Annotated in this window: 11 protein-coding genes; 4 read left to right on the forward strand and 7 right to left on the reverse strand. The window is 75.3% G+C overall.

Annotated features, from left to right (window positions below):
• Positions 1-112 precede the first annotated feature (112 nt).
• The 3 genes from GL263_RS11635 to GL263_RS11645 all read left to right on the forward strand — a co-directional run bounded on the left by GL263_RS11635 (position 113) and on the right by GL263_RS11645 (position 2,894).
• The gene (locus GL263_RS11635; protein WP_182855557.1) at positions 113-973 is read left to right on the forward strand and encodes a putative RNA methyltransferase; all 861 of its coding nucleotides are present in this window, start codon (positions 113-115) and stop codon (positions 971-973) included.
• 52 nt (positions 974-1,025) lie between these two features.
• Positions 1,026-1,274 carry a hypothetical protein gene (locus GL263_RS11640; protein ID WP_182855558.1) on the forward strand — a complete coding sequence of 83 codons (249 nt, stop codon included), beginning with the start codon at positions 1,026-1,028 and terminating at the stop codon, positions 1,272-1,274.
• Between the two features lie 192 nt (positions 1,275-1,466).
• Positions 1,467-2,894, forward strand: a complete 1,428-nt coding sequence (locus tag GL263_RS11645; protein ID WP_323379358.1) for a glycosyltransferase family 39 protein — start codon at positions 1,467-1,469, stop codon at positions 2,892-2,894.
• 41 nt (positions 2,895-2,935) lie between these two features.
• Here the strand turns inward: GL263_RS11645 and GL263_RS11650 are convergent, their stop codons facing one another.
• From GL263_RS11650 to pdhA, 6 genes are all read right to left on the reverse strand, one after another.
• On the reverse strand, positions 2,936-4,105 hold the full coding sequence (locus GL263_RS11650; RefSeq protein ID WP_182855559.1) for a potassium channel family protein: 1,170 nt from the start codon (positions 4,103-4,105) through the stop codon (positions 2,936-2,938).
• 55 nt (positions 4,106-4,160) lie between these two features.
• A complete protein-coding gene (locus GL263_RS11655; RefSeq protein ID WP_182855560.1) occupies positions 4,161-5,528 on the reverse strand; it encodes a molybdopterin molybdotransferase MoeA in 1,368 nt (455 codons plus the stop codon).
• 18 nt (positions 5,529-5,546) lie between these two features.
• Positions 5,547-6,596: an NTP transferase domain-containing protein gene (locus GL263_RS11660; RefSeq protein WP_438947949.1), complete on the reverse strand. Its 1,050-nt coding sequence runs from the start codon at positions 6,594-6,596 to the stop codon at positions 5,547-5,549.
• 69 nt (positions 6,597-6,665) lie between these two features.
• Positions 6,666-8,159, reverse strand: coding sequence for a dihydrolipoamide acetyltransferase family protein (locus tag GL263_RS11665; protein ID WP_182855562.1), 1,494 nt, complete (start codon positions 8,157-8,159; stop codon positions 6,666-6,668).
• Positions 8,159-9,214: an alpha-ketoacid dehydrogenase subunit beta gene (locus GL263_RS11670; RefSeq protein ID WP_182855563.1), complete on the reverse strand. Its 1,056-nt coding sequence runs from the start codon at positions 9,212-9,214 to the stop codon at positions 8,159-8,161. Before GL263_RS11670 ends, GL263_RS11665 begins: the two co-directional genes overlap by 1 nt.
• Positions 9,211-10,377 carry a pyruvate dehydrogenase (acetyl-transferring) E1 component subunit alpha gene (gene pdhA / locus GL263_RS11675; protein ID WP_182855564.1) on the reverse strand — a complete coding sequence of 389 codons (1,167 nt, stop codon included), beginning with the start codon at positions 10,375-10,377 and terminating at the stop codon, positions 9,211-9,213. The genes GL263_RS11670 and pdhA overlap by 4 nt, the downstream gene beginning before the upstream one ends.
• A 312-nt stretch (positions 10,378-10,689) precedes the next feature.
• On the opposite strand from pdhA, the gene GL263_RS11680 reads away from it, so the two are divergent.
• Positions 10,690-11,160 (forward strand): Lrp/AsnC family transcriptional regulator, encoded by a 471-nt coding sequence (locus tag GL263_RS11680; protein ID WP_182855565.1) that lies wholly within the window; start codon positions 10,690-10,692, stop codon positions 11,158-11,160.
• A 13-nt stretch (positions 11,161-11,173) separates the two neighbouring features.
• Here the strand turns inward: GL263_RS11680 and GL263_RS11685 are convergent, their stop codons facing one another.
• Entirely contained in the window at positions 11,174-12,307 is a 1,134-nt protein-coding gene (locus tag GL263_RS11685; protein WP_182855566.1) for an erythromycin esterase family protein, read from the reverse strand.
• Positions 12,308-12,324 lie beyond the last annotated feature (17 nt).

Raw genomic sequence — 12,324 nt, forward strand, 5'->3', positions numbered from 1 at the left:
CGTCTCATCCCCGCCCCGACCGCCAACGACACTAACGGCCCGCGGCCCGCGCTGTGTGAGGATGAGCGAGCCCGCCGCGAACGATGCCGGAACAGGAGTGCGGACACCGACGATGCGCGAGAAAGCCGTACGTTACCTGCGCTGTCCGCACTGCGCCGGATCACTGAGCCTCGACGGACGCACGCTGCTGTGCCCCGAACGGCACAGTTTCGACCTCGCCAGGCAGGGGTACGCCAACCTGCTCCGCCGGGCCACCCGCTTCCACTCCGACACCCCCGACATGGTCGGCGCCCGCGCCGACTTCCTCGCCGCCGGCCATTTCCGGCCACTCACCGACGCGCTCGCCGCCCGCGCCCGCGAGGCGTTCGAAGCCGCGCCGGGAAGCCCGACAGACGACGGCTGCGTCCTCGACGTCGGCGGCGGCACCGGCCACTACCAGGCCGCCGTGCTCGACGCCCTGCCCGACGGCACCGAGGGCGTGCTGCTGGACATCTCCAAACCGGCCGTCCGCCGCGCCGCCCGCGCCCACCCCCGGCTGAGCGCCGTCGTCGCCGACGCCTGGGACGGGCTGCCGCTCGCCGACAACGCCGCCCGGCTCATCCTCAACGTCTTCGCACCCCGCGACGCGGCCGAACTGCGCCGGGTGCTCCGGCCGGACGGCACCCTGCTCGCGGTGGTCCCCCGCCCGGACCACCTGGCCGAACTCGTCGGGGCACTGGACCTGCTGCGCGTGGAGGAGGAGAAGGCCGACCGGCTGGCCGACCGGCTCGCCCCGCACCTCCTCCCCGCCGACCGGCGGGAGATCACCGCCACCCTGACCCTCGACCACACCGCCGTGCGGCAGGTCGTCGCGATGGGACCGAACTCCTGGCACCAGGACCCGGCCCGCCTGGCCGCTCGCGTCGCCGAACTGCCGCCGACCGTGACCACCACCCTCGCCGTCACCCTCGCCGCCTTCCGCCCGGCCACCTGAACGGCCCACCAGCACCCCCCACCGCGGCCCGACCCGCTGCCACGCTGGGCACATGACCGACAGCAGCACGCAGCAGGAGCGGACCGACGACGGGCCGCTGGTGCGGGTCGACGAGTTCGCCAAGGACTCCCGGTACCGGATCGTCCACTTCCGGGGCGAGGGCCGGCAGCCGCTGGGGCCCGAGGAGTTCGAACCGGAGATCAGACACCGCTTCCCCGACCTCGACCCGCACGACCCCGAGCAGGTCGTCTGGGCCGACCGCCCGTGGGAGTGGCCGGAATGGCACCCCGGTGAGGCCTGACCGCAACCATTCGCGCGCCACCGCGTCTGAGCTGTAGGGGAGACAGCGCGGACCAGGGGCGACGAGGGGGCGGACATCACCATCACCGGGACGCGGCGCGTACGGGAATCGACCAGCCCGCCCGCGACCGCACCGACAACGAGCCTTCGCGCGCGCCTGGCCGGCCCCGGCGCCGCCGCCGCGCTGGCGACGGTGCTCGGCCTGTGGGGCGTCGAACGCGGCGGCTCGATGTGGCGGGACGAGGCCGTGACGGTCGCCGTCGCCGGCCGGCCGTTGCCCGAGACGTGGGCGCTGCTGCAGCAGATCGACGCCGTGCACGGGCTGTACTACCTGCTCGCGCACGGCTGGTTCGCGCTGTTCGGCGACGGGCTGTGGGCGCTGCGCGTGCCTTCCGTGCTGGCGACGGCGGTGGCGGCGGCCGGCGTCGCGGCGCTCGGGCGGCGACTGTGGAACGCCCGCGCCGGACTGCTCGCCGGACTCGCCTACCCGCTGCTGCCGCCGGTGCTGCACCACGCGCAGGAGGGCCGCTCCTACGCGATGGTCGCGGCGGCGCTGGTGTGGGCGACCTGGACGCTGGTACGCGCGGTGGAGCGGCCCGGCGCGGCCGGACGCTGGGGCGGGTACGCCGCACTGGCGCTGCTCGCGTGCTGGCTGAACCTTTTCGCCGGGTTCGCGCTGCTGGCGCACGGCGTCGCGCTGTGGCGCGCCGGAGCCGACCACCGGGTGTGGCGTCCCTGGCTCACGGCGTGCGGCGCGGTCGGACTCGGCGTGCTGCCGCTGGCGCTGATGTGCACCGGTCAGGCGGAGGGCCAGCTCGGCTGGCTCTCCCGGCCGGGCGCGGGGGAGTGGGCGGCCTTCCTCGCCGTCACCGCCGCCGGCTGGGTCCTCGCCCGGTACACGGCCGGCGGCGGCCCCACCGACGGCGCCCGCCTCACCCGGGGCCGCCTCGCCGGCGGCGGGCTCGCCGGCGGCGGGCTCGCGCTCGCGCTGCTCGCCGTGCCGCCGGGGACGCTGCTCCTGCTGTCGATGGCACACCCCTACTACGTCGACCGGTACGTCCTGTACGCGTTCGCCGGGCTCGCGCTGCTGCTCGGTGCCGCCGCCGACCGCGCGCTGGACCACCGGCCCGCCCGGGCGCGGCGGGGCGCCGTGCTCGCCGTGGCGGCGGCGGTACTGGCCGGGCTGCTGCTGCCGTGGCCGCTCGACCTGCGCGGCCCGCAGTCACGCAAGGACGACGCGCTGGCGGTCGCCGCCGCCGTCCGCGAACTCGCCGCACCCGGCGACGCCGTGCTGTTCACCCCCGCCAGGCGGCGGGACTGGCTGCTGCACGACCGCGCCACGTACCGCTCGCTCGACGACGTCGCGCTGGCCCGGTCGCCGGAGGACTCCGGCACGCTGCGCGGGGTGGAGCACCCCGCCGCCGAACTGCCCCGCCGCGTCCGGGCCGCCCACCGCGTCGTCGTGCTCGCCGATCCGCCCGACCAGCCGCTGGACGACACGGCCGACGAGGTCGCCAAACGGGACGTCCTCGCGCGGCACTTCCGGCCCTGCCGGGAGATCCACGTGCACGGCGCCCGGGTCACCCTGTGGAGCAGCGTCGGGTGCCCGCGCCGGCGCTGACCCGGGCCGCCGGGGGCGGAGGGCCGGGTCAGTGGCCAGGGTCAGTGGCCCAGTTCGTCCCTCGGGTTCTGCCAGCCGGGCTTGGCCGGGCGCATCTTCGGCGGGGTGCGGAAGCGGCCGGTGTCCTCCTCGTCGCCCTTGCGCAGCTTCGTCGGGACCTGCTCCACGCTGCGGCGGATGATCACCACCCGGTCCTGCGCCTGGAGCGGGGAGGCCTCCGGCTCGTCGAAGTTCATCAGCCGGTGGCCGCGCAGGACCGCCACCACCAGGTCGTCGCACTCCTTCGGGGTGCGGCCCACCTCGCTCTTGCTGACCGGCCGCTCGGCCAGGCTGAGCCCCTCGCCGTAGGAGATCAGGTCCTCCATGACCTCGCCCGCGCTCGGGCTCACCAGCGACAGCCCCAGCATCCGGCCGGCGGCGGCCGAGGACGTGATGACCGCGTCCGCTCCCGACTGCTTGAGCAGCGGCGCGTTCTCCTCCTCCCGCACGGCGGCCACGATGTTCACCGCCTTGTTCATCTGCCGCGCCGTCAGGGTGACCAGCACGGCGGTGTCGTCGCGCTGCGTGGCGATGATGATCTGGCTGGCGATGTCGGCGCGGGCACGCTCCAGCACGCTGGACCGGGTCGCGTCGCCCACCACCCCGGCGAAGCCGTCCGCGTTCGCCGCGTCGATCACCTTCGCGCTCGGGTCGACGACGACGATCTGCTCCTTGACCAGACCCGTGGAGAGCAGGGTCTCGGCGGCCGACCGCCCCTTGGTGCCGAAGCCGACGATGACGGTGTGGTCGCGCACGCGGGACCTCCAGTGGGACAGCCGCCACTGCTCGCGGGTGCGCTCGGTGAGCACCTCGAGAGTCGTGCCGACGAGGACGATCAGGAACATGATGCGCAGCGGCGTGATGACGAACGTCGTGATCAGCCGCGCGAGGTCGGTTTCCGGCGAGATGTCGCCGTAGCCGGTCGTCGAGAGCGACACCGTCACGTAGTACAGCGCGTCGAGCGCGTTCACCTCGCCGTCGACGCTGTCGCCGTAGCCGCTCCGGTCGAGGTAGACGATCAGCCAGGCGGTGAACAGCACCAGGTTGGCGATCAGCAGTCGCTTGGCGACCTGGATGACCGGGCCGGCGATCTGCTTCGGCAGTTGCACGCGGAAGGTGTGCTCGTCGGTGGCCGTCGTGTTCCTGGCTGCGCGGGGGTTGGGTAGTCGCATCACTGTCTCTGGGCGGGTGCGTGGCCGGCGCTCGCGCCGGTCCTCATGCCGGTGCTCATGGGCTGGGCATCCTCAGCAGGACGACGTGGGAACCGGAGGGGGCGCCGCCCGGCGGGATCACGGCCAGCGCGTCGGCCGCCGCGACCCCCCGGAGCATAGCCGGACCGTGGTAGCGCAGCGGCGCGGCCCCCTTCGGGGTGAACGCCACCGGGACCAGCCGGGTGTCACGCGGATGACCCGTCACGGCCTCCGTCACCCGCGCGCTGTGCGGCGGCGCGTCCGGATCGAGGTCGGCGTAGCCGCGCAGCAGCGGCTCGGCGAGCAGCAGCAGCCCGGACACCGCCGCCAACGGGTTGCCCGGCAACCCGACGAGGTGGCGGGGCCCGGGCGTGTCGGCGGGCAGCTCCGCCAGCAGCATCGGATGCCCGGGACGCACCGCGACGCCGTCCACCAGGAGCCGCGCGCCCCGCTCGGCCAGCAGCGGCCGCACGTGGTCGACCGGACCGGCCGCCGTACCGCCGGTGGTGAGCAGCACGTCGGCGTCGCTGCCCGCCACGGCCTCCGCCAGCCTGCCCCCGTCGTCGCCCAGCCGCCGCACGGCGACCACGTCGGCGCCGACAGCGGCCAGCCAGGGCGTCAGCAGCGGCCCGAGCGCGTCCCTTATCAGGCCCCCGCCGGGCACTCCCGCGCCCAGCAACTCCGCACCCAGGACCAGGACTTCGACACGTGGGCGGCGGGTCACCCGCAGCGTGTCGTAGCCGGCCGCGGCGGCCAGACCCAGCACCGCCGGCGTCACCGCCGTACCGGCCGGCAGCAGCAGGTCGCCGCTGCGGCACTCCTGGCCGCGCGGCCGGATGTCCGTGCCGTTCGCCGGGGCGCGCCCGGCCGACAGCCGGCCGTCGACGACCCGGCCGTGCTCGCTGCGCAACACGGCCGTCGCGCCCGGCGGGACCCGGGCGCCGGTGGCGATCGCCAGCGCCCGCCCGTCGCCCAGCGGCGGCACGGCGCCGCCCCCGGCGAGCAGACCGCGCCCGGACTCCAGCACCCAGGGGCCGGGGCCGGCCACCGCCCAGCCGTCCATCGCCGAACTGTCGAAGCCCGGCAGGTCGGTCAGCGCGGCCAGCGGTTCGGCGAGCGCGTGCCGTACGGCCTCCGCGAGCGGCAGCTCGACCGAGTCCAGCGGCCGCCCCGCCCGCCGGGCCAGGGCCCGCGCCGTCGCCCAGTCACAGGCGGTGGCACGGTCCCGCGAACCGGGGTCGCGGTTCGGTCCGGTCGCGGGTCCACGGGTCGGTCCGGCGGTCGGTCCGGGGGTGGGTTCGGGGGTCGGTTCGGGCCAGGACGTCACGGCCGCGTCGTTGGCCAGCGCGAGTGCGTCGTCGAACCCGTCCGGGTCCTCGAGTCTGTTGCTCAGCGGGCTGCTCATAGGGTCATCCGTTCCGGGTCAGTCCGGAGTCTCCGGTGGTCTCGGCTCGTCCAGCGCCGGCTCGGCCGGCCCGGAGCCGCCGGCCTCCGCGTCACCCTCATCCGGCGAGCCGCCGGCATCCGGGGTCGCCTTGGTGGTGGCTTCGGGGCCGCCGGCCGGCTCGGGGCCGCCGGCCGGCTCGGGGCCGCCGACCGGTTCCGGGCGGCCCGTCGGCATGCCCTCGGCCGCCCAGCGCTCGGCCAGCGCCGCCGCCGCACGGGCCGCTTCCGCGATCTCCGCCGCGCCGCCGCCCCGGCTCGCCGCCGCGTAGCCGACGAGGAACGTCGTCAGCGGGGCCGCCGGCCGGGCGACGCCGTGCGCCGCGTCCCGCGCCAGGTCGAGCAGGAGGTCGGTGTCCACGTCCGGGTCGATGCCCAGCTCTTCCTTCGCCGCGTTCATCCATTCTTCCAACACCCGCCCATGCTCCCTGATTCTGGCGCGGGCGGCACCCAGGTCGTCCCAGGTGTCGCAGTCGGACGTCTCCTCGGGGGCCGTGGGGACACGGGCCAACTCCAGCGCGGCCGGCAGCAACCGCAGCGGCAGATCGTCGAGACGGCCGTGTTCGGCGGCGAGCAGCGCCAGTTCGCGCTCCAACGGCTCACGCCGGTAGGCGGCCAGCAGCGGCTGGTCGCGGCCGTCGTGGGCCAGCGCGCCCTCCCGCGCGGCCGCGGCCGCCAGCAGCCGGGCCACCGTCGACGCACGGAGGAACGGCTGGTCCGCGCCGAGCACGAGGAGCGTCGGTGCGGTCGTCCGCCGCAGCCCGGCGTCCAGCGCGGCGAGCGGACCCGACCCGGCCCGCTCCTCACGGGCCCACGTCACCGGGCGCCCGGTCGGGCGGCGGGGACCGACCACAACCGTCCGCCGGGCGCCCCGGCAGACGGACAGCACCCGGTCGAGCAGCGTCCGGCCGCCGACGGTGAGCGCCGGCTTGTCGACCCCGCCGAGCCGGCGGCCCCGGCCACCGGCGATGACGATCGCGTCGTACTCCACGCGCCCGAGCCTACGGTCCGCCGATGACACGGCGGTCACACCGTCCGCACAGCGCCGCCGGGCGCGGTGCAAGGACCGCGTGCCCGGCGCCGCCGTGCCGGCCGGTGGTCAGAGCGTGCGCAGCAGGACGGCCGGCCGCTCCACGCAGTCCGCGACGTACCGCAGGAAGCCGCCCGCCGTACCGCCGTCGCACACCCGGTGGTCGAAGGTGAACGACAACTGCACCACGTGCCGCACCGCGAGCTGCCCCTCGTGCACCCACGGCTTCTCCACTATGCGGCCGACGCCGAGCATGGCCGCCTCCGGGTGGTTGATGATCGGCGTCGAGCCGTCCACCCCGAAGACGCCGTAGTTGTTGAGGGTGAACGTGCCGCCGGTCAGCTCGGCCGGGGAGAGCCGGCCGGCACGTGCCGCCTCCGTCAGCCGGGTCATCTCCGCGCTGATCGCCTCCGCGCCCATGGTGTGCGCGTTCCGCACGACCGGCACCACCAGGCCGCGGTCGGTCTGCGCCGCGAAGCCCAGGTGCACCTCGTCGAGCTGCACGACCTCGCGGGCGTCGGTGTCGACGTAGGAGTTCAGCTCCGGGTGGCGGGCGAGGGCCGCGACGCAGATCCGGGCCAGCACGGCCAGCAGCGACACCTTCGGCCCGTCCGCCGCGTTCATCGCGCGGCGGGCGGCCAGCAGCTCGGTCGCGTCGGCGTCCACCCAGGTGGTCGCGTCGGGGATCTCCCGGCGGCTGCGGGACAGCTTCTCGGCGACCGCGCCCCGCACGCCGCGCAGCGGCACGCGCCGCACACCGGCGCCGGACACCGCCGCCCCGGCCGCGCGGGACGCCGCGGTCTCACGAGCCGCCGCGGTCTCACGAGCCGCCGTCTCGGCCGCCGCCGTCTCCGCCGCGCGGGTCTCCGCGGCGCGGGTCTCGGCCGCCCGCGTCTCCGCCGCACGGGCGACGTCGGCGCGCGTGATCAGCCCCTCGGGCCCGCTACCCGCGATCGTGCGCAGGTCGAGGCCCGTCTCGCGGGCGAGCCTGCGGACCAGCGGGGAGATCACCGGCGGCGGACCCTCCGCCGCGGTGGCTCGCGCCCCCGGTGGCGGCTGCACGCGGCCGCCACCGTGCGGCACGGCCGCCGGGCGGCGTACCGGGGCACGCCCCGCCGCCGGGCGCCGCCGACGGCGCGGCGCGCTGGACGTGCCGTAGCCGACCAGCACGTTGCCCGAGCCCTCACCGGCCCGTCCGTTCGCCCGGCCACCGCTCTCAGCCCCGCCCGGCCCGCCCGTCCGGGCGGTGTCCGCCTCCGGCGCCGGGCCCGCCTGCGCCGTGGGCGCGCCGGAGGCCGCACCCTCCCCCGTGGCCGCGGCGGACGAGGCGACCGTCACCAGCGGCGAGCCGACCGGGATCTCCTGCCCGATCTCGCCGTAGCGCGCGGTGACCACACCCCCGTAGGGGCACGGCACCTCGACCATCGCCTTTGCCGTCTCGACCTCCACCACCGGCTCGTCGACGGCGACCACGTCGCCCACCTCGACCAGCCAGCGGACGATCTCCGCCTCCGTCAGCCCCTCGCCCAGGTCGGGCAGCCGGAACTCGCGTACCTCGGCCATCAGCGTGTGCTCCCCTCGGTCCACTCCGCCTCCCACTGGAGACGGTCGACCGCGTCGAGCACCCGGTCAACCCCCGGGAGGTGGTGGCGTTCGAGCATCGGCGGCGGATAGGGGATGTCAAAGCCCGCCACCCGCAGCACCGGCGCCTCCAGGAAGTGGAAGCAGCGCTCGGTGATCCGTGCGGCGATCTCGGCGCCGGGGCCGCCGAAGCCGGTCGACTCGTGCACGACCACCGCGCGGCCCGTGCGGCGCACGGACTCGCAGATCGTGTGGTCGTCGAACGGCACCAGCGAGCGCAGGTCGACGACCTCCAGGTCGAGCCCGTCCTCGGCGGCGGCCTCCGCCGCCTCCAGGCACACCGGCACGGACGGGCCGTAGGTGACCAGCGTCGCCGACGTGCCGCGCCGCCGCACCACCGCCTGCCCGGCCGGGGGCACGGCCACCGGACGGTTCACGTCCCAGTCCGCGTCCTTCGACCAGTAGAGCCGCTTCGGCTCCATGAAGACCACCGGGTCGTCGGACGCGATGGCCTCCCGCAGCATGCCGTACGCGTCCGCGACCGTCGCCGGGGTGAAGACGTGCAGGCCCGGCGTGGCCAGGTAGTACGCCTCGGAGGAGTCGCTGTGGTGCTCCACGCCGCCGATCCCGCCGCCGTACGGCACGCGGATCGTCAGCGGCATCGGCATCGCGCCCCTCGTCCGGTTCCGCATCCGGGAGACGTGCGACACCAGCTGCTCGAACGCCGGGTAGGCAAAGGCGTCGAACTGCATCTCCACCACCGGGCGCAGCCCGTACATCGCCATGCCCACGGCCGTGCCGAGGATGCCGGCCTCGGCCAGCGGCGTGTCCGTGCAGCGCTCGGGGCCGAACTCGGCGGTGAGCCCGTCGGTGACGCGGAAGACGCCGCCGAGCGTGCCGACGTCCTCGCCCAGCACGTGGACGGTCGGGTCCTCGGCCATCGCGTCGCGCATCGCCCGGTTCAGGGCCTGCGCCATCGTCGCGGGTTTGCGGACGGCCGTCCCGTCGGCCCGCCTCTCCGCCGCCGCCGTGCTCATCGCGCCTCTCCCCGGTGTCCGTCGTCGTTCGTGTCCTGCGCGTCGGCCTCCTCGGCCGCCGCCAGCTCCTGCCGCAGCTGCTCCGCCTGCTCCCGCAGCTGGCTGGTCTGCCGCGCGTAGACGTGCTCGAACAGCGACATCGGGTCCAGCTCGGCGTCCTCGTTCATACGGTTCCGCAGGTCGGCGGCGAGCCGTTCGGCGGACTCCGCAGCCTGCCGCCGGTCCTCCTCGGCCAGCAGGCCGCGCCCGGTCAGCTCACGCTCCAGCAGCAGGACCGGGTCGTGCTCGCGCCAGGCGGCGACCTCCGCGTCCTCGCGGTAGCGGGTGGCGTCGTCGGCGTTGGTGTGCGCGTCGACGCGGTACGTCACGGCCTCCACCAGCGTCGGACCGCCCCCGCCGCGCGCCCGCTCGACCGCCTCCGTCAACACCCTGTGGACGGCGGCGGCGTCGTTCCCGTCCACCAGCCGGCCCGGCATGCCGTACCCGACGCCCTTGTGCGCGAGCGTCGGCGCCGCCGTCTGCTTGGCCAGCGGCACGGAGATCGCGAAGCCGTTGTTCTGCACCAGGAACACCACCGGCGCCTGCCACACGGCGGCGAAGTTCAGCGCCTCGTGGAAGTCGCCCTCGCTGGTGCCGCCGTCGCCGACGAGCGCCAGCGCCACCACGTCGTCGCCCTTCAGCCGGGCCGCGTGCGCCAGCCCGACCGCGTGCGGCAACTGGGTGGCCAGCGGCGTCGACAGCGGCGCCACGCGGTGCGTGCGCGGGTCGTAGCCCGTGTGCCAGTCGCCGCGCAGCAGCGTCAGGGCCTCGACCGGGTCGACGCCGCGCGCCACCGCCGCGAGCGTGTCGCGATAGCTCGGGAACAGCCAGTCCTGCTCGCGCAGCGCCAGCGCGGCGGCTATCTCACACGCCTCCTGCCCCGTGGACGACGGGTAGACGGCCAGCCGGCCCTGCTTTGTCAGCGCGGTGGCCTGCTGGTTGTAGCGGCGGCCGCGCACCAGCTCCTCGTACAGCCGGCGCAGCAGCTTCTCGTCCAGCTCCGCGCCCGTGCCCAGCAGCCGGTACGGCTCCTCGTCGGGCAGCAGCGGCGCGGCGTCCTTGCGCGGCCGCCAGGCCGGCGGCGGAGCGGGCCGGTAGGCACCTCGCTGCTCGGTCACCGTCATGAGAGCACACCTCCGGTCGGGTGGAGTGTTCGCCGCCGCCGCGCGGGGGCGCGGCCGCCCGGTGGCACCTTCGGGTTCGCCGTGGGCGTCGGGCGGACCGATCGTCCTGTCCGGTTGTCCGGCTCGGATCGTCCGGGCTGTCGTCGGGCGTGGGGGTCGTGGGCAGGCTCACCGGGAGCACCCGGTGACCTCTCCCTACCGATTGTTCGGTCCGGAGCACATTCTGGCTACAGGTGGGTCCTGCCTGTGGACAGATGGCGCCGCCGCCGCTGGGATGGGCACACGACGTCCAGGGAGGGGAGCCCGCAAGGCATGGCGGATGAACAGATGGCCACCACGCGCCCCCTCGACGCCGTGGACCGGGCGATCCTGCGCATACTGCGCGCCGACGGCCGCGCCTCCGTCCGCGCGGTCGCCGAACGCGTCCACATATCCCGCGCCAACGCCTACGCCCGCATCAACCGCCTGATCACCGACGGCGTGATCCGTGGCTTCAGTGCCCGCCTCGACCACGAACGCGCGGGCCAGGGCGCCTCCGCCTACATCACCCTCAAGATCGTCCAGAACTCCTGGCGCACGGTCCGCGAGAAACTCGCCGCCCTCCCCGGCGCCGCGCACATCGCCCTCGTCAGCGGCGACTTCGACGTCCTCCTCCTCGTCCACACCGCCGACAACCGCTCCCTCCGCGAACTGGTCCTCACCCGCATCCAGTCCATCCCCGAGGTCCTCTCCACCCGCACCCTCCTCGTCTTCGAGGAAACCGACCTCGACCCGGAACCCTGAGGTCCCCGGGGTCCTAGGGCAGCGGACGCGAGCACGTCGACCGGGCGACGTACGCCAGCCCGTCGAACTCCTCCGCCGGCACGACCGGCGCCGCGTTCAACCGGTACAGAAAGCGCGGCACGGCGGCACCGAACGTGCGGTGCGCGTACGTCTGCCGCAGCGCCTCTCGCACCTCCGCGTCCGCCTCCCGCGCCGCCCGCAGGTCGACGAGGTGATCCACGGGTACCGCCCGCGCCAGCAGCCCCTCCCACGTGTGCGCCCCGGGACGTCCGATCCGATTACGCCGGACCGGCCGCCTCACGTCCGCACCCCGCCGGGCCCGGAAGGACCCCTTCCCGAAGAGCAGGCCGAGCGCGTAGTACGCGTCCCCGTACCGCTCCCGCAGCCGTGCCCCGAGCGCCGGCACCCCGGCGCAGAGACCCGACGCCACGTGACCGTTGTGCGCCCACACGACAACCCGCCGCGACGACGACCCGTCCACCACGGCCGCGACCGCCTCGGCCATGTACCTCTCCCGCGCCGTGAACACCCCGCCCTCGGTGTCGGCCGGGTTGAACAGTCGGCTGATCAGATCGGCGCTGTGGACAAGTAGCCGCGCATCCTCCACCGCCTCGACCACCGCCCCCTCGCCGGCCCGCTCGGCGAACTCCGCACGTCGCCCCTCCAACACGTCGACCAGCCGCTCCATCTCTGCCCGCAACGCTCCGGCGGGATCGGGCCGCGAACCCGGCCGCGCGTCGCGTAGCACGTCGAAGGCGGCACGTCGAGCAACCGCCTCCTCAGGCGCGACCACTCGCAGAGACCCGGCAAGGCGCTCGACCGCGCCCCCGGAGTGCTGCGGGTCGATACCGACGAACCGCACATGCCGCTCTGGAACCACCCCCGCGTTGTACGCGCGCATCCACTCCACCAGCGCCAGCACCTCCTCCGTCCGCCATGTCCAGAACCCCAAGCCCGCGACCAGCCGAGCCCCGTCCCCCTCGCCGCCCCGCACGTAGTCGTCCACCGCCCGCGCCGCCGCGACGCTGGCCTCCATGGCCAGCACGGTGAAGTCCGCCTCCAGCACCAGGAACTCCAACAGCCGGTGCTTCAACCGGAAGAACTCGCTGGTCCCGTGCGTCGCCTCACCAAGCCCGACGACCCGCACTCCTGTCTCTTATACAA

The sequence above is a fragment of the Streptomyces durbertensis genome, from assembly GCF_014156695.1.
Taxonomy (GTDB): Bacteria; Actinomycetota; Actinomycetes; order Streptomycetales; family Streptomycetaceae; genus Streptomyces; species Streptomyces durbertensis.